Origin of the sequence: Chryseobacterium shigense (genome assembly GCF_014207845.1) — a bacterium.
GTDB lineage: Bacteria > Bacteroidota > Bacteroidia > Flavobacteriales > Weeksellaceae > Chryseobacterium > Chryseobacterium shigense_A.
In genome coordinates this window covers 77,811-96,522 of record NZ_JACHLC010000007.1, presented here as the reverse complement: position 1 = coordinate 96,522, position 18,712 = coordinate 77,811, and the positions used below count along the sequence as shown (strand labels likewise).

General features: G+C 30.8%; 17 protein-coding genes. 12 read left to right on the top strand and 5 right to left on the bottom strand.

Going from position 1 to position 18,712, the window contains the following annotated elements; all coding sequences use genetic code 11:
• Positions 1–254: 254 nt before the first annotated feature.
• The 5 genes from HNP36_RS18445 to HNP36_RS18425 are packed head-to-tail and all read left to right on the top strand — an operon-like array spanning position 255 to position 3,645.
• Complete coding sequence (locus HNP36_RS18445) at positions 255–575, top strand: hypothetical protein (protein WP_184167294.1); 321 nt, start codon at positions 255–257, stop codon at positions 573–575.
• 15 nt (positions 576–590) lie between these two features.
• Positions 591–1,667 carry a GTP cyclohydrolase II gene (ribA, locus tag HNP36_RS18440; protein WP_184167292.1) on the top strand — a complete coding sequence of 359 codons (1,077 nt, stop codon included), beginning with the start codon at positions 591–593 and terminating at the stop codon, positions 1,665–1,667.
• 3 nt (positions 1,668–1,670) lie between these two features.
• The gene (locus HNP36_RS18435) at positions 1,671–2,183 is read left to right on the top strand and encodes a thiamine pyrophosphate-binding protein (protein WP_184167290.1); all 513 of its coding nucleotides are present in this window, start codon (positions 1,671–1,673) and stop codon (positions 2,181–2,183) included.
• Positions 2,173–2,772 carry a thiamine pyrophosphate-dependent enzyme gene (locus tag HNP36_RS18430; RefSeq protein WP_184167287.1) on the top strand — a complete coding sequence of 200 codons (600 nt, stop codon included), beginning with the start codon at positions 2,173–2,175 and terminating at the stop codon, positions 2,770–2,772. Before HNP36_RS18435 ends, HNP36_RS18430 begins: the two co-directional genes overlap by 11 nt.
• Before the next feature lie 15 nt (positions 2,773–2,787).
• Positions 2,788–3,645 (top strand): inositol monophosphatase family protein, encoded by an 858-nt coding sequence (locus HNP36_RS18425; RefSeq protein ID WP_184167285.1) that lies wholly within the window; start codon positions 2,788–2,790, stop codon positions 3,643–3,645.
• On the opposite strand, the gene HNP36_RS18420 is transcribed toward HNP36_RS18425, so the two are convergent.
• A complete protein-coding gene (locus HNP36_RS18420) occupies positions 3,646–4,047 on the bottom strand; it encodes an NUDIX hydrolase (protein ID WP_184167283.1) in 402 nt (133 codons plus the stop codon).
• A 135-nt stretch (positions 4,048–4,182) separates the two neighbouring features.
• Positions 4,183–4,428 (bottom strand): hypothetical protein, encoded by a 246-nt coding sequence (locus tag HNP36_RS18415; protein WP_184429296.1) that lies wholly within the window; start codon positions 4,426–4,428, stop codon positions 4,183–4,185.
• Positions 4,429–4,480: 52 nt separating this feature from the next.
• Here HNP36_RS18415 and HNP36_RS18410 point away from each other — a divergent pair, with 52 nt between their 5' ends.
• From HNP36_RS18410 to HNP36_RS18390, 5 genes are all read left to right on the top strand, one after another.
• Entirely contained in the window at positions 4,481–4,936 is a 456-nt protein-coding gene (locus HNP36_RS18410) for a DapH/DapD/GlmU-related protein (protein WP_184429294.1), read from the top strand.
• The gene (locus tag HNP36_RS18405; RefSeq protein ID WP_184167279.1) at positions 4,933–5,856 is read left to right on the top strand and encodes an aminoglycoside 6-adenylyltransferase; all 924 of its coding nucleotides are present in this window, start codon (positions 4,933–4,935) and stop codon (positions 5,854–5,856) included. The genes HNP36_RS18410 and HNP36_RS18405 overlap by 4 nt, the downstream gene beginning before the upstream one ends.
• Complete coding sequence (locus HNP36_RS18400) at positions 5,853–7,187, top strand: MATE family efflux transporter (protein WP_184167276.1); 1,335 nt, start codon at positions 5,853–5,855, stop codon at positions 7,185–7,187. The genes HNP36_RS18405 and HNP36_RS18400 overlap by 4 nt, the downstream gene beginning before the upstream one ends.
• Positions 7,188–7,928: 741 nt before the next feature.
• The gene (locus tag HNP36_RS18395; RefSeq protein WP_184167273.1) at positions 7,929–9,269 is read left to right on the top strand and encodes a T9SS type A sorting domain-containing protein; all 1,341 of its coding nucleotides are present in this window, start codon (positions 7,929–7,931) and stop codon (positions 9,267–9,269) included.
• A 672-nt stretch (positions 9,270–9,941) separates the two neighbouring features.
• Positions 9,942–12,182: a T9SS type A sorting domain-containing protein gene (locus tag HNP36_RS18390; RefSeq protein WP_184167270.1), complete on the top strand. Its 2,241-nt coding sequence runs from the start codon at positions 9,942–9,944 to the stop codon at positions 12,180–12,182.
• 406 nt (positions 12,183–12,588) lie between these two features.
• Here the strand turns inward: HNP36_RS18390 and HNP36_RS18385 are convergent, their stop codons facing one another.
• The 3 genes from HNP36_RS18385 to HNP36_RS18375 all read right to left on the bottom strand — a co-directional run bounded on the left by HNP36_RS18385 (position 12,589) and on the right by HNP36_RS18375 (position 16,350).
• Complete coding sequence (locus tag HNP36_RS18385) at positions 12,589–13,338, bottom strand: hypothetical protein (protein ID WP_184167267.1); 750 nt, start codon at positions 13,336–13,338, stop codon at positions 12,589–12,591.
• A 286-nt stretch (positions 13,339–13,624) separates the two neighbouring features.
• Entirely contained in the window at positions 13,625–14,347 is a 723-nt protein-coding gene (locus HNP36_RS18380; protein ID WP_184167265.1) for a LytR/AlgR family response regulator transcription factor, read from the bottom strand.
• A gap of 5 nt (positions 14,348–14,352) precedes the next feature.
• Positions 14,353–16,350 carry an ATP-binding protein gene (locus HNP36_RS18375; RefSeq protein ID WP_184167262.1) on the bottom strand — a complete coding sequence of 666 codons (1,998 nt, stop codon included), beginning with the start codon at positions 16,348–16,350 and terminating at the stop codon, positions 14,353–14,355.
• A gap of 881 nt (positions 16,351–17,231) precedes the next feature.
• Here HNP36_RS18375 and HNP36_RS18370 point away from each other — a divergent pair.
• Together HNP36_RS18370 and HNP36_RS18365 are read left to right on the top strand one after the other, a co-directional pair.
• Positions 17,232–17,969: a hypothetical protein gene (locus HNP36_RS18370; protein ID WP_184167259.1), complete on the top strand. Its 738-nt coding sequence runs from the start codon at positions 17,232–17,234 to the stop codon at positions 17,967–17,969.
• Between the two features lie 114 nt (positions 17,970–18,083).
• Positions 18,084–18,683, top strand: coding sequence for a helix-turn-helix transcriptional regulator (locus tag HNP36_RS18365; protein WP_184167256.1), 600 nt, complete (start codon positions 18,084–18,086; stop codon positions 18,681–18,683).
• The last annotated feature ends 29 nt before the right edge of the window (positions 18,684–18,712 follow it).

Below are 18,712 nucleotides of genomic sequence, written 5' to 3'. Positions count from 1 at the left end.
CTCCTTGTTGACATAACTTATTTGATGTTAAAATTAAACTTTTTTTTGCTAATTTCATATCTTAAATTACTGTCTTAATTTTGGGGAGTATTATACTTTGTGCAATAAATTAATGTTATCAAATAACGAATATTTAGAAAGAAACGAATTTATTATAAAAGTAAAATCAATAAATGAAGAGATTAAAGATATTGGTTTAAAAAAAATATGTGAACAAAAATTAAACAAATTAACAACTAATTAAAATTTAAATTATGGAACAAATTGATGTAAAAATCGGAGAAATTGGAACAAAAGTATTATTTGAAACTGAACACGTAAAAGTTTGGGATTTAACTTTAGCTCCTGGCGAAGCAACCAAATGGCATAAACACCAAATGGATTATATGTTCGTTGTTGTCAAGAATGGAAAAGTTGCTACAGAATATATTAATGGAGAAATTGAAAATCAAGATGATGAAATTGGAATTGTTGATTTTAGAAAAAAGGACATTCCTCATAGATTAGTTAATAATGATAATCAAGAGTACAAGAATATAGTTGTTGAGTTCAAAGCAACATTTAGTGAAGATTGATAAAAATTTTAGAAGATGAAAGATAGTAACGATATTTTATTCTATGACGAAGATGGATTGTTTTTTGAATTTAGTAACTTTTATCCATTACCAGTTAAAATTGATGGGGCTTTCTGGTTGACTTCAGAACATTTCTATCAAGCACAAAAATTCATAAATGACTCTTCAAAAGAAAAAATTAGATTAGCAAAGACCGCTGAAGAGGCATACTTATTAGGTAATAATCTTCAAGAAAGTCGAGTAGATAATTGGGAGAATAGAAGAGTCCAAATTATGGAAAGGGCAGTTTATGAAAAATTTTCTCAACATGATTTTTTAAAAGAAAAACTGTTGGAAACCGGAGAACTTCTAATAAAAGAAAATTCTCCTACAGATAGTTTTTGGGGAATCGGGAGTGATGGGTTAGGGAAAAATGTTTTGGGCAGGATTCTAATGGATATTAGGAATAAATTTAAAAACCTAGAGGAGGCAAAACAGTCAGTAAAGCCAAAGTGGATGTGTATTGAAGACTCTGTTGAAATACCCACAGAATATGGTAAAATGTTTTTTAACGTATATATGGATCATAAAGGGAAAGAACATTTAGCAATTATCTCTGGTAATATTGATGTAGATGAGCATGTTTTAGTGAGAATACATTCTGAATGTATAACTGGAGATGTTTTTAAATCTAGTAAGTGCGATTGCGGAATACAATTAGATAGGGCTTTTAAATTCATAGGAGAAGAGACGCAAAAAGGTAAGGGAGGAATAATCTTATACATGAGAGATGAAGGAAGAGGAATAGGACTTGGAAATAAATTAAGAGCTTACAAGTTTCAGCAACAAGGTTTCGATACGATAGATGCGAATAAAATAATACAAACTCCTGTAGATGATAGGAACTATGTATTACCATCACAAATATTAAAAAGTCTTGGTATTAACAAAGTGAGACTAATAACAAATAATCCGTTGAAAATAAAAGATCTAGAAAATGAAGGTATAGAAGTAAAGAGAGTAAAAATAAATTCTTCAGTTACCCCATTTAATAAAGACTATCTTTCTGTTAAAAATAATATTATGGGGCATAATATAGGAATTGATTACTAGCTGATGAGACCTGAAAAAACTATACATAACTGTTTGGTACAAGAGAAGGTTAAATATGCTATATGTTTACCAGATTCATTAACTTCTCCATTAATCAACGAAATTAGAAATAATGAATCTATTTTTTATGCGCAGGCTACACACGAATCTGATTGCGTAGGTGTTAGTACTGGTTTGAATATTACTAATAATTTAAGCGTTGTAATAATGGAAAACTCTGGAATTAGAAATGCTTGTGAAACTATTGCACGATTTCACTTATCCCATGCATTATACAATATCTACCTAATATCTTTTAGAGGAAATTTTGGGGAGAGAAATTGGTGGGGACAAGCTCATTCAACTACGATGCAGCCGTTGTTAGATTTGTTAAGATTTAGATATGTTTTTATTGATGATATAAAAGATTTTAAGAAAGTATTTAAGGATGCTGTGAATGATTTTCAAGCTAGACAATCAAGTGTTGCAATAATATTGAAGCCTAATGTTTTAAAAAACATCAACAATGACAAGTAGAGAAGTAATTAGTTATCTCAGTAGTAAAATTGATAAAGACACCTCTATAGTTAGTTCTTTAGGCAGAACATCCCAAGAAGTCTATAATGTGTTACCAAACCAAACATTATTTTTGGATTCTATGGGTGATATTGTTTCAATATCTTGTGGGATAGCATTGGGACTAGAAAATAAACCTGTTATTGCTATTGATACAGATGGAAGTAATTTAATGGGTATTAGTATTTTGTCACTTATCTCATCTATTAAAGAAAGGATACACAATTTATCTATCATAGTTATAAATAATAAGATACTGGAATCTGGAGGTGGTATCGAAACAACAGTGAATGATCTTAAGTGGGAATATTTAGGTAAAGCGTGGGATATTAATATTGTTGAAGTTAATACCTTAGATGATTTGAAAAAGAATTTTGAAGCCTTTGCTTTTAAAGAGCTAACTTATTTTGTAGTAAATGTTGATAACACAAGTCTTCTTCAAAGTGACTCTACAAAGTCAATTGATGGGATAGAATCTAAATATATATTTTCGAGACACCTTGAAAAGGTTAGAAAAGAAAAGTTTATAAAGCCATGTTTGAAAAATTAATTAAAAAAGATTAAAATGGAATTAGAATCAATAATGAATTACACTATTGGTCTTGCATATAGGGCTGGTAACTTATTACTTAATCATGAAAACAATCATGTATTCTCAAAAAAAAACGAATTTAATGATATTGGTGCTTATGTTTCAGAAATGGATAAAAAAAGTGAAGAGTTGATTATGAAAATGATTAGTGTACAATTTCCTTCGCATAATCTATGTGGTGAAGAAAGCGGATTGATTGATAAAAATTCAGAGTACACTTGGTATATCGACCCTTTAGATGGTACATATAATTATATTAGAGGATATCCGATGTGGGGGGTGAGTATTGGATTGTCAAAAAACCAAACTCCAATTATAGGAGTTCTGTATTTTCCAAAATTAAATAAATTAGTATATGCTGGACAAGAGCTTGGAGCATATAATAATGAGAAAAAACTACAAGTTTCAAAATTAGATTATACTGACGGTTGCTATTCAGTCCCTACTTATAAGTATCAAGAGAAACAGCAGGCAATTATTGAATTAATTGAAAAGATGAGTACAACCAAAATTCATCACTGTTCTAGTTTTGATTTTGCCTGTTTAGCGGAAGGTAATACTGAGGTTATTCTGAGTGGTACTTTAGCACCATGGGATTCGTGTGCAGGAGTCTGTATTGTTAGAGAAGCTGGGGGAGTTGTTGTTAATTTAAATGGAAATGATTGGATTATGTCTAGTGAGTATATTATAGCAATGAATAAATATGACAATTCAATCATTGAATTAATAAAAAATAAAAAATTAGAAATTCTTGAGAAAAATTTTCTTATCCCAGAAATTAAAAGGTCAGAAAAAAACAACCCCAGTCAAATAGAAAAATTAAAACATTAGTTATCTGATTAACCCTTTACTATGTAAGTCATCAAAAATTAATTGATCAACAAATGATGTTTTTTCTTTGTCTTTAAATTCTAGCCAACTAAAACTTTCTATCTCATTATTAGGCATTAAATCACCCGTGAAATCAGCAAAATAGCATAACATTCGTACAATTACATTATCAGAATGTCCGTATGCTGGAGCTTCAAAACAACCAAAAAAAGTAATAGAATCATTAATTAATTTTACATTTAGTTCCTCGAAAATCTCTCTTTTCAAACACTCAAAATCAGTTTCGCTATTTTCCCTTTTTCCGCCAGGCAAAAAGTATCGGTCTTTACTTTTAGAAATGGTGCTTAAAATCTTATAATTATTAATATGAATCAATGCAACTTTATCAATAATGTTTTTCATTTGCTTATGATATTTAAATTAAAAACAAATGTAACATTTTATTAAACAAAAAAATATGAAAATTTATTTTATCCGATTTGTTTTTATTTTCCTTGTCAGATTTATTATATATTTAATTTCTATAATTCCTCTTGCTTATTTTCTTGCTTTTACTGAAACTTCTTTATTAAAATTATTTTTAATAATATTTTCATTGCTAATTATTCCTTTCATAATTATTTTATTTTCAGGATTACTATACAGGGTTACACCAAAGGTTGGTGTAGGAGCATATCCTCCATTTTCTAAGCCATTTATTAAATGGTTCTTAAGAGATTTAATATCTGATGTTGTATTGTCTTCGAGTTTTTTAAATAATATTACAAATAGAATCGATTTCATTAAGATTATATACTATCGACTTCTTGGGGTAAAAAACATTTCATCTTTGGTTATGGCATCTGGAGTTTTAATATTGGATCCAGATAGATTCGTTTTTGGTAAAGATATATTTATAGGATATTCAACATTGATTAGTGGTCACTTTGTAAAAAATCGTAAACTAGTATTAGAAATGGGAAAAATTGGAGATTATGTACAAATTGGAGCATGTTGTAAAATTGCACAAGGTGTTAAAATAGGAAATAACTCAATAATAGGATTTGGTGTTACAATTGGCGTTAACTGTATAATTGGGGAAAATGTTAAAATTTACGATGCAAGCGTATTAGATGACAATTCTATTATTGGAGACAATTCAATTATTGGAAAAAAGTGTATTGTTGGTAAAAGAACGGAAGTGAAAAATAATTGTTACATAGGAAATTATAGTTCAATTGGATCAAAATTAGTAATTAAATCAAATACAAGAATAGAAGAACTATCTACTATTAAAAACAACATCGTATGATAGATATTATTGCAAAACAATTAAATGATAGTAATATCAAAGGAATTATATCCTTTGGCTCATTTCATTCTGGTACTTCTAATAAAGATCATAATGATGAGTTTTCAGATTTGGATTTGTTTGTTTTTACAAAAAATCCGAACATTTCATTAAACATAGATAATATTGGATGGCTTAAATGTCTTGGGAAGCCTATTTCGGTATTGACTATAAAAAATCCAGTTGAAGGGAATATGATTACTCGTATTATGTATGAAAATCTTTTTAGTGTAGATGTTATTCTAATTAGTTACAGCAAGTTTAATTTGATAAAAATTTATTTGTTTTTTAAAAAGATGAAATTAAATAAGTTTATCCCAGACTATATCAATATTGAAAAGGAACTGACAACTTTTAATGCATATTTAAAAAGAGGATACTCTATTGTTTATGATAAAAAAAATATAAAGAAAACCGTTTCAGACATTAATCAATTTTTTCCAATAGTTGAAGAAAAATTAGATGAGAAAAAATTTTTAGAATGCTATGATGAATTTTGGCAGACTGCATACCGATTTTTAGGAAAAATTGTAAGGGGTGATATTTACTACGGATTAATATTACTTGATAATGTGCTTAAAAATAGGATGGTAGAGATGATAGCTTGGGAAAGTAAATATTTTTTTGATAATAAAGATGACTTATACTATTATGGAAAAAAAATAAACTCATGGGCAGACAAACATACTATCTTAAAACTTTCAAAGACAACCTTTTCAACTGATTATAAAAATAATCTAGAAGTTCTAAATAATCACATTTTAATATTCAAAAACTGTAGTAAAAATGTAGCTGTAAAAAAAGGATATAGTTTAAATAATGTACTGGAGCACAAAATATTGAGTAAAGTTGGTGATTATTTAAAAAATTTCGAACAATGATAACTCTTCTAAAGGAAAACATAAAACTTGCGACACCAATATTTTTAGGGCAAATATCTTTTACTTTAATTGGATTTATTGATAATATAATGATAGGCAGATTAGGAGCAGTATCTTTATCAGCTTTCTCATTAGGTAACAATATTATGTTTTTAGCTTTTGCTTTAAATATTGGATTTACTATGATGTTTACCCCTCTGATTTCTGAAATGTACAGCTTAGGTAAAATAAGAGAAACAAAAAATATTTTTTTTCATGGCATTATAGTATACTTAACTTTGGGATTTTTTTTATTTTTTTTACTTAAAATTGCATTATTAAATATTTCTAGTTTAGGGCAATCAGAGGAAGTAGTAATAATTTCAAAACCTTACTTGTCCGTTTTACTTTACTCATTCATACCTGCATTTTTGTTTCAAATGCTAAAACAATTTTCAGATGGTTTAAGTAAAACAAAAATAGCAATGTATTGTATTTTAATTTCTTTAATATTAAATGTATCAGTTAATTATTGTCTGATTTTCGGGAAGTTTGGACTGCCTAAATTTGGCATATTAGGATCTGCAATAGGGACATTGATATCAAGATGTTTTTTATTTTTACTCTTTTTGATTTGTTTATTAAAAAATACGCAAACAAATATTTTTTTTAAAAATTTAATAAATCATAAATTCAATTTTAGTTCTGCAAAACAAATAATAAGTTTAGGGTCGTTTTCAAGTTTTCAAGTCTTTTTTAAAATAGTATTACTGACGGCAACTGTTATTTTATCTGGAAAATTGAATATAACTTATCAGGCATCTAACCAAATAATGCTAAGTTTATCAGCTATTATGTTTGCAATACCTTTTAGTTTGGGAACGGTGTCAGCAATACAATCAAGTAAATTTTTAGCTCAAAAAAATATTTTATTTTTTAAACAATCAATAAAAACACTTGCTATTTTGTCATTAATTAGTTCAATTATTTTCACAATAATTATATTTGTTTTCAGAGATGAAATTCCCTTAATTTATATAAAGGATAATTCCGTTATAATGACTGTGTCAAAGACACTTATTTTTTTATCAATATTTCAACTAATAGATAGTTTAGAAACAATAGTTTTAGGAACCTTAAAAGGAATAAAAGATACCTATATTCCTTTTTTTGTAACATCAATTGCTTATTGTGTTATTTCTGTTCCACTATCGTTATATTTATCAAATATTATATCATTAAAAGGTATTTGGTTAGGCTTAACAATTGGAGTGTTTGTTTCGTTTATATTTTTGATTATTAGAATTTTCAGAATGGTTTCGTCGTATGAAGAGAATATATCTAAACGATAAAATTGTTAGAGTTGTAAAAATAGAGATAAGGATGCATGTTTTTTGAATAAAGACGCAAAAAATGAAAACAAATGGTTCGAGACCCATAAGGGGTTGTAAATCAGTGTAATTATTTGATAATCAAAGACAAACGGTTCGAGGTGTGACCTATGATCCACCCAAGAAAAGTACACTTTTTAAAGTGTACTTTTTTATTTCTGTACACTGAACACATCTCAACTTAAGAAAACATTATTCCTTAATTGTTTGATACTCCACAAGAAAAGTATATTTTTGCGATCCACAACATAAGGTCATAGTGATGATACGTGTTGTCACTAAAAACCTGAATTTGAAAAACAATTAAATCATGAAAAAACTATCCTGAATTTTATTCTTTTAATTCATTAATACTGATTGTTCCCAGCAATTTAGAATCCAAACAAATTTTCAGAATTTCTTTAAAGATACACGTTGTGTGATCAATAGGTTTTATTTTAGTAATCATACAAGAAACTGTATCAGTCTGGAGGAAACTTCCAATGTTCTACAGATAATAATCCGGTATTATTTAATCAACAAGAATACTTTTAAAATCAGACCTTGATCAAAGCCTATTTTTCAAGAATGAATTTGATTTTGAAAAATTTTCATTTCATATGGAGAGCTTAGAAACTATTCAAACGAAGCGAAACCAAAAAACTAAACAAGTAGGAAAAATATTATAAAAACTTAAATATGAAGAAAATTCTTTTTTTATTAGTGTTAATCAGTTTACAGTCATTTGCTCAATGCTGGCAAAGTGTGAGTGCAGGATGGAGCCATTCGGCAGGAATAAAAACGGATGGAACCCTTTGGATGTGGGGAAGAAATAATTCCGGACAATTAGGTAACGGAACAACAACCGATGGACTTATTCCAACACAAATCGGAACAGCAAATAATTGGCTAAAAGTAGCTGCCGGAGGTTATCAGACTTTTGCTATCAAAACAGATGGAACACTTTGGGCATGGGGGGATAATCAGTATGGGCAACTCGGAGATTTAACTGTGATTAATAAACTTACTCCAACACAAATCGGAACGGCAAATAATTGGCAAAATGTTAGTGCAGGAGGCTTTCATACTCTTGCCATTAAAACCGATGGAACCCTTTGGACATGGGGCAGAAATGATGATGGGCAATTAGGTGATGGAACAGTAATTTCAAAAGCTTTCCCAATACAAATCGGAACAGCAACAAATTGGCAAAGTGTTAGTGCAGGATATGGTCATTCGGAAGCAATAAAAACAAACGGAACACTTTGGGCTTGGGGAGATAATGGTGATGTACAACTTGGAAACGGAACAGGAACTTCAAGTAAAGTTCCAATACAAATCTTTGGTGCGGCATCTCAAAATGTTTCAGCAGGAGATATCCATACTATTGAAGTAAAAGCAAATGGGACACTATGGGCATGGGGTTGGAATTACTATGGGCAATTGGGCGGAAGTACTGCAACCTTTCAATCTTCTCCAATACAAATCGGAACAGCAACAAATTGGCAAAATATTAGTGTAGGACATACTTATTCGATAGGAAAAAGAACAGATGGAACATTATGGGCGTGGGGTGATAATGATTATGGACAATTGGGAGATGGAACTAATATTGATAGGAAAAATATCCCGACACAAATCGGAACGGCAAATAATTGGCTAAAGATAGCTGCTGGAAATTCCCATGTTCTTGCTGTCAAAACGGATGGAACACTTTGGGCGTGGGGTAGTAATATGTATGGACAATTGGGCGATGGCTCTAATGTTGACAAAAATGTTCCAACAACTATTGCCTGTCCAACTACTTTGAGTGTTGATGATTTTACAATGTCGAACAACACCGTAAAGGCTCACCCGAACCCGGTTAATGACAAACTCATTATTTCGTTTGATCAGAAGATTTCTTTGGTATCGGTTTATAATGTTTTGGGTCAGGAAATGCTGAATAAAACAATAAATGCTAATGAAGGTACAATAGATTTTTCGGGCCTGGCAACAGGAGTTTATCTTGTTAGAGTAAATTCAAATGATGATGTAAAAACATTAAAAGTTATTAAAAAATAAAATAAACTCATACAAAAATTAGATCCGTGAATCATCAGACTCATGCGATTCTAGCTTGTGACGATGATTCACCTAAGAAAAGTACACTTTTTAAAGTGTACTTTTTTTATTTCTATACACTTTATCAATATCAACTTGATAAAACACTATTTGGTGTGTAAATTCTCATTAATTGTTTGATACTCCACAAGAAAAGTATATTTTTGCAGTCCACAACATGAAAATCATAATCATGATACCTGTTGTCACTAAAAACTAAATTAGAAAAACCATTAACCATGAAAATGAAAAAATACCCTGAATTTTTATTCTGTTAATTCACTAATACCTATTATTTCCGGCAATAGAACTAAAGTAAATCCTCAGGATTTCTTTAAAGATATAAGTGTTGTAAAACTCACTGTATTTGGTGTCAATAATCATAAAAAATTATCCATACGGAGGGAATATCGAATGTTCTGTCGGTAATTATGTAGTATTATTTAATCAACAAAAATACTTTTCTAATCAAAATTTAATGAAAGCCCTTGGTTTTTTCATGACGTTGATTTTGGAAATTTTCATTTCATATGGAGCTCAGAAACCATTCAAACGAAGCGAAACCGAAAAGCTAAACGAGTAGGACAACTATTATGAAACTTAAGCATGAAGAAAATTATTTTATTAAAAACTATGAAAAAACTCTACTTTTTACTCTTAATCCTCAGTTCAATTTCTGCATTTGCACAAACGTATAGTTACACAACATACAATACTTCAAACTCAGAAATAGGGAGCAATTACATTGCGGATATTAAAACCGATGCCAATGGCTTGTTATGGTTGGCGACTTATAATGGAGTTTCAACTTTTAACGGAACTACTTTTACCAATTATAATACGGCTAATTCCGGTATCGCATCCAATTCAATTATAAAAATTCAAATTGATGGATTGGGCAGAAAATGGATTGCCTCTCAACTCAACGGAATTATTTTGTATAATGGAACAACCTGGACTAATTATACAACTTCCAATTCAGGATTGCCAACTAATGCGATCAATGATATAGCTGTTGACGGGCAAAATAATCTTTGGATTGCAACAGATTCAGGGCTTACAAAATTTAACGGGACTACCTGGGCTACTTATACTGCTGTAACAAATCTGAAGTCTGTGGCAACCGACAGTAACAATGGCGTTTGGGTTACAAATGATGGTGTAATGTATAAATTTAATGGAACTGATTTTGATTTTATAGCTCAAGGTACCCAAAGAATATTAAGAATTGCCAATAATACAATCTATGTAAAAGGTTCTGATAGTTTAATTACGTTAACAACAAGCGGAACTAACATTACATTCACCTATCAAAGCAATTCTTGCCTTGCAGGATATAATCCGAACGCTCTGGATGTTGACAGTAATAGCAAAGTATGGATTGGATTTAATGGAGCAGGTTTGCAAAACTTTACGAATTGTACAACTTATACCACGACAAGTACAAATTCTGGTTTACCCGATAACTATTTTAGTGCAGTTAGGACACAATCTTCAGGGACTATTTGGCTGGGAACCTTGCAGCTTGGTTTGGTGAAAATGTCGCCAAGTACTGTTCAAACAGGCTGCTTTCAAAAAATAAACGCAGGTAGTTTGCATAGTGTAGCCATAAAAACAGATGGAACATTATGGGCCTGGGGAAATAATTATTCAGGACAATTAGGAAATGGTACAACTACTAATACATCAACTCCAAAACAAATAGGAACAGGTAATAACTGGAAAGAAATTGCCGGGGGAAGCAATCATACAATTGCTCAAAAAACAGATGGAACACTTTGGGCCTGGGGAGCCAATTCAGGTCAGTTGGGTAACGGTACAAATACAGATCAGCATACACCAATACAAGTAGGAACTGCTACTGATTGGAAAACTTTTGATAGTGGAATGTATCATACAGTGGCAATAAAAAATAATGGAACGCTATGGGCCTGGGGCCTCAATCCTTACGGTCAGTTAGGTACTGGCAACACGACTACCAGTTTGGTGCCGATTCAAATAGGAACTGCTGCCAACTGGTTAGCTGTTCAATGCGGACAGGATTTTACCGTTGCATTGAAAACAGACGGAACGCTTTGGGCCTGGGGAAGTAATACTTACGGGACTATTGGAGACGCTACCAATACTAATAGGTTAGTACCTACTCAAGTTGGAACTGCCAGCAATTGGCAAAGTCTTGGTGTTGGGGCACTTCATGTGGCTGCATTAAAAACGGACGGAACATTTTGGGCTTGGGGATATAATGCCAATGGACAATTGGGAGACGGAACAACTACAAATAAGAATATCCCAACGCAAATCGGAACAGCTACTAACTGGCAGACCATTGCTTCAGGAGGAAATCACACCACTGCTATAAAATCCAACGGAACACTTTGGGCTTGGGGAAGAAATCAATATGGCCAATTAGGAAACGGACTTACGACAAACAGTAATGTTCCTGTACAGATAGGCAACCTTACAACCTGGAAAAATATTGCAGGTGGAATATCGCATACATTTGCCTTAAAGAGCGACGGAACTGTTAATACATGGGGGTTAAATCTTTATGGACAATTGGGTGATGGCTCTAATGTTGACAAAAATGTTCCAACAACTATTGCCTGTCCAACTACTTTAGGTGTTGATGATTTTACAATGCCGAACAACGCTGTAAAGGCTTACCCGAACCCGGTTAATGACAAACTCATTATTTCGTTTGATCAGAAGATTTCTTTGGTATCGGTTTATAATGTTTTGGGTCAGGAAATGCTGAATAAAACAATAAATGCTAATGAAGGTACAATAGATTTTTCCGGCCTGGCAGCGGGAGTTTATCTGGTTAGAGTAAATTCAAATGATGATGTAAAAACATTAAAAGTTATTAAAAAATAAACTCATACAAAAATTAGATCCGTGAATCATCAGACTCATGCGATTCTAGTTTGTGACTATGGTTCACTCAAAAAAAGTACACTTTTTAAAAGTGTACTTTTTTATTTCTATACATTATATCAATTTAATAAAACACTATTTGGTGTGTAAATTTTCATTAATTGTTTGACGCTCCACAAGAAAAGTATATTTGCAGTCCACAATATGAAAATCATAATCATGGTACCTGTTGTCATTAAAAACCTGAATTTGAAATAGATTAATACGGATATATGATTCGATCTCCACTATGTGGTCATAGTCTTTACTTCCGATTCTGTGTAAACATCAGTTTTAATCGTATTCAAACCTATATCTGAAAAGTATAAGGGCAAAGGAAAGTTAATCACTCTGCCCTTAAGCTGTATTACCAGAAGTATAAAGCATTGTAATTTGACGCATCAGGATTTAATGGTGCCATATTATCAAGAAATGTAGATAAATCCATACTTTTTATTTGAGTATCAAAGTTACCGGTAGCAGTATCCAAAGTGTTGGTATACCATACTACCGATCCTGTACCTCCTTGTTTCCAATCAATGCTCCACACTGTATAATAATGCCCGATTCTTCCTCCGGTTGATTTTGGAACAGATGAAATGACGATAAAAGGTGTCTGGCGGGTATCTATGTGATTTAGCATTGATTTAATAAAATTAAACCTTCCCGTGCTGTTATCGCTTTTAGAATCCAATGAGCATGATATTTTACCGGAATCGTTACTGAGACAATAACTTTGTAATTTAGTAATTATTGAACTACTTCCACACCAATTTTTTACTGCTGTAATTTGAGCATACGTGGCGGGATATGTATATCCTTTTGTTCTGGCAATTGCTCCGGCACATAAAGTATAATTAGTCCAGCTACACTCACCGCTTTTCTGTAAAAGATGTGTGTAATTTGTTTTATATGCATTATTTACACGGTAAAATTTAGAGGGAATATCACTGGCTGTCTGCGCAGATAGAATATTAGTTACCAATCCTGTCTTATTACTTAACGAATTGGCTTCGTTATTGCGAATACTCTCTTGTTCGTTCAAACTATCATCCTGATTACAAGAAAATAGTGACACAATCAGCAGGCTTACTGCCATGATTTTTAATGATTTCATTTTGTATTAATTTTTGGGTTGATATTTTTGTTTACTCTTTCCATTTCTTTATCACTACAGTTTCTAATGAGCTAGGTTTCCTACAGCAATAATTTGTTTTTTTAATAATTATTGAGATCGTATGATTATTATACATTCATTGGAATTATGCTTTTTCAAGTGAAATTGTTTTTTCAAACTTACAAGAAAAAACCACCATGAAATATAGGTGGTTACATTGTAAGTGGTGTATTGTACAGTCCTTATACTGAGTGGGGAAGTTTATTGAGTGAATTGGTGAATTTATTTAGTTTGATTTTGCAACCAAAAGCGTTTGTTTTACTTTTTCCATATACAAATCACTAATTGGCAGTTCAATGAATTCATTTTGCAAGGAGATACCTTTTAACTGAATGAACTTTTTTGTGGTATTCAGCATGTGTATATATTGAGTATTTACTATATAGCTTTTATGGATTCTGATAAAAGGCAGTGGTAAAATGGTTTCTATTTCTTTAAGTGTTTTGGTAACAAACATTTGTGTATTATCCTTTTTGATAATTCTGCAACAATTATTATCGGATTGTATGTGATGTATTTCTTCCAACTGCATAAAGAAATGTCCCTCTGTATTTTTGATAGTAATATGACTTTGCATTTCGAGATATTTTTTTTCAAACTTATGTAATGCAATAATCAACTCATCAGGATCAACAGGTTTATCCAAAAAATAAAGCACATCACTATTCACCGCTTTCTTCGCATATTTGTCATAATGGGTGTTCATAATAATAAATGGCATTTCGGAGGTGAACTGTCGGATTTCTTTTATCAGGTCGAATCCTTTTTCATCACCCAATTCTACATCCAAAAAAATAATATGCGGTTTGGCGGAAAGAGCTAAAGAAATTCCTTTAGAAACCGAATGTGCAACCCCTGCCTCCTTAAAATTTTGATGTTGTTTCATTGCTGTTTGCAGGTTTTGTAAACTGCCTAAGTTATCTTCTACAATAATATAATTATAATTCATGGTTATTAGCTGTATTTATAATCTTTCGGTATTTTTACTTCTACTTTTGTTCCTTGTTCTTTATCAGTGATTTCAAAAATAGCGTTTTCTTTATTTTTTTGATTAAGAGTGGTAAAAAGTTTCTGATATGTTGAAGTTCCGATTCCACTATCTGATAAAATGTTTTGGTTTCTTCCTTTTCCAGAATCATCAATGCTGATAAAAATGAAATTATCTTTTTCCAGTAATTTTACTTTTATTTTACCTCCATTTTCCTTTCCTTTAATACCATGCTTTATAGCGTTTTCCACCAAGTTTTTCAACATCAGTCTTGGGATTTGTACATCTTCATTTTCTATTTTATTTTCAATGGAATATTCTAAGGGTTCAGATAACATACTTTTTTCCAAACTTAAAAAATCTTCAATTTGATTAATTTGTGTTTTTATACTTTCTGTCAAAGAATGGCTGTTTAAACTTGCTTTTGTAATGTTGAATAATTTCAGCATATTTTTATAAGACTCCGGAGCTTTCTCCTGAATTTCGGGAGAAATGAAAGCCAGCAGATTTTTTATTTCATGAGGATCAAGTTGTTTATTCAGACTTTGAAGTTCCATTGCATTGAGGCTGTGCTGCAGACTAAGCAATGTATTTTGATTCTGGAGCTCTTTTTGTTGCTGATGGTTTTTGAAAAATAAAAATCCTCCTCCCGAGAGCAGTAATAAAAATCCGATACTGGAAATCGCAACATTCCGATTAGTTTTTTCTTTTTCAAGTTCTAATTGTTGGGATTTAATTTGATCCTCTTTTTCCGCAGTTTGGTATTTGGTATTCCAGTTAGTAAAATACATTTTGTTTTCATCGCTATTAATTTTCCTTTCTATAGAGTCATATTTTTCCAGAAGATGAAGTAACTCTTTATCATTGTTCTTTTTTAACCGGAAATGCAAATAGTCATAAATGAGATCTTTCTCTCCTGTTTTATTCTGATCTTTTTGCAAAATATCCAATGATGTTTCAAAATGAATTTTTGCTTCTTTAAAATTACCAGAGTTAGCCATAAGATTAGCGTATAAATGATAGTAACTTAATGGCATTTTATTATTCTTATGAGTTGCTATTTTTCGTAAGTCTTTTAATGCATCATCAAAATTCCCTTCCTTATATTTTATTAAAGCTAATTGCAGTCTATTTATCAATAAATTGTTATCACTTTTCAGTATCCGGAACTTATCAATAGCAAGATTATAATATTCTTTGCTAAGCTTGTAATGTTTTAATTCGGCATATTCTGTTGCAATATTTGCTAAGGTATAGGCTTCGTTTTCCATCAAGTTGTATTTTCTATCGATAGAAAGTCCTTTCTTATGATATTCAATTGCTTTTTCATTCATCGATAAACTGCCAAAATTAACACCAATTCTACCATATACAGCACTTAACCCTAACCAGTCTTTATGCTTTTGAAGAATAGGGATCGTTTCTTCGTATAGTAAGGTTGATTTGAAAAAATTATTTTGATTGGCATATAGATAGCCAAGATTTAATTTTATTCTGGCAATTGTCTTGTCATCATTTATTTTTTTGTAATTATTAATTGCTTTTTCATATTCTAGTATTGCCTCTTGTAATTGATGTTTATAAAACAAATGATTTCCATAATTATAGTAATAAATACCTTTTAATTTAAATTCATCAGATGGGATTTTATTGATTATTTTTTTAAAAATTGAATCCGATATGTCCATTTTATCTATGGCTTCATAATTCACAGCGGTATAAATTTCGGAGATGATGATACCATTAAGATGTTTTTTTTCCAAGGAAAGTTTTTTCAATCTATTAGTATAGCTAAACGCAGAATCAATACTTTCTGTCCAATATAGAGTAATTATTTTCTCATATAAATCAACTTTTGATTCTGTATCGGTTTTGCTTTTTAGTTCGTTTTTCAAACTATCGATTCTCTTATCTTGTCCGAAAGCAAAATAATTCAGTAAAACAAAGAATAGGATTTTTCTCATTGTCTGTCGGTATTTGTGTTTGGTTATTTAATTTTTTAGTCAAAAGGCTAGTTTTTTATTTCAGATAGTAAATCTATTGAGGGATAGGTTTTATTGATTGAAATTCAGTGGTTTAAGTGTTAAAATTAACAAAAAAAGCCATAAAAAAGAAATTTATATGGAGTAGGATATTAGCAATTCTAAAATCATATAAATCGGGGCAGATCTCCAAAGATATATTTCGGAAATATTGATTTCACTATTAACCGTTACGCGATTGGGAAAAGAATTTCGGAGGGATAAGCAAAACAAAAACTGGCAAAGACTAAAGAGAATTCTATGAAAAAGATGTTTACTAATTTAAGTTTGTAATATGAAGTCGGTTTGTCAAAAAAGGGACAAAGCCTGTCAAAAAATGTGAAATTGTAGAATATATGATCCAAGGGTACTTTTTGAACATCAGAAAGGTTGCAGTTATTTGCTAGTTGGAAAAGAATAGTTGTTTATTATCATTCTAAGCGAAAAGAAGATTCTGGTCTCATAACTTGCTTGAAACAAATTTTCAGAGAAACATCCAGGCTATGGATTCAACAAAATTTTACAAGACCAACAACATCGGAATGAAATATTTTATAGCTTTACAAAAAACACTGATACCCATCATTCACCCCAAGAATCCTGCATTTTTATGCAGGATTTTATATATATATCTTTTTATTTATTCTTAAACTCATATAAAAAATATTTTTCCAGAGGTAAAAAGAGGAAAATCTTGACATGAATTTATTCTTACTTTAACAAAAGACTTGATTTTTTTACAGAATCTACATAAATTTCAATTTGTTTTTAAACATCAGATAAATAAATGGGGAAAATTGTTAATTTTGAAGAAATTCCCTCTCATGAAAACAAAGCTGCTTATTCTTATATTCTTTCCTCTTGTTTTTTTGTCGCAAAGTTTTTCTAAACAAAGAATAGAGTTTTTAACAAAACAACTAAAAGGAGAAAATATTGATGCAAGATTTGGAGAGGAAAAAGCTATCTCAATTTGTAATGAGCTTTACATGCTTTCAAAAGAAGAGAATGATAAAAGTGGGATGTTGATAGCTATAACGTATCGTTCAAGAGCATACATCACCAGAATGGATACGAATGCGTGCTTAAAATCTGTAGAAGAAGGATTACCCATAGCAGAAGAATTAAAATCGTATAAAGACTGGGTATCCCTTCTTCTATACAAAGCGAAGTCGTTAATGCTTGTGAAAGATTTTGATAATGCCCGTTCCTGTTTTTCCAAAGCATTTAAGATTGTCAATCTGATTGATGATAAAAATACAATGCATAAAGAAAAATATTATATTTATGAAAATCTTGCATTATATTCCATACCTCTTTTTAAAGACTACAATAAAAGAAGTTATAAAGACTCCATTTTATATTTTGCACTAAAAAGCTATTCTGAGATATCAAAAGTGCCTGATCCATGTCCTCAGAAAGGACAATCGCTCCAGAATATAGCATTTGCCTATGATACACAGGGTAATTATAAGGAAGCAGATAAATATTATGATTATGCCGAAAAAAGACAGATAAAAGAAAACGATAAAAGATATATAGCGAATGTGTATGCACTAAGATGAAATCATAATTTTGATTCGGGTAATGATCAGGAAGCCTTAAAATATTGGAATGAAAGCCTGCCCATTTATAAAGAATACAAATACTCAGACGGATTATTGGTCATTTATCCCAAAATGATAGAATATTATAAAAAGATTGGAGACAACAAAATGGAAGCTTATTATCTTGAAAAAAATATGCGACTAAAAGATAGTCTGGGAAGAATCAATCAATCTGCACTTATAACCCAAAATAAAATTGATAAAAAAGCTTTATTAACTCAAAAAAAAGACAACCCATTATTTTATTTACTAGTTCCTATTGTATTGCTTGTTCTGCTGTCACTTATTGTAATCTATTTTTACAGGAAAAAGCAGCATAAAAAGTATATTTCGCCTAAGCTGCCTGATAGAAACACAGATTTACAGGGGGATACTTCAGATGGAGATAACCTTCTTTTATTATTGGAAATGGTCAAGCGTAATGATAAACATTTGCTCGCGGTTTTCCAGAATGTATTTCCATATTTATACAAAAGGTTATTGGAATTTCCGGAACTTACACCACTAGATCTCGAAATGTGTGTATATCTAAAATTGAATATCCAGACTAAAGATATTGCTACTTATATGCGGTCTTCAATAAATTCTGTAGACAGCAGAAAGTATCGTTTGCGAAAAAAACTGAATATTCCTCAAAATACCAATTTATATGTGTGGATCAATAAACTTTAGAAAGGCTTTCAGAAAAAATTATAAAAGCC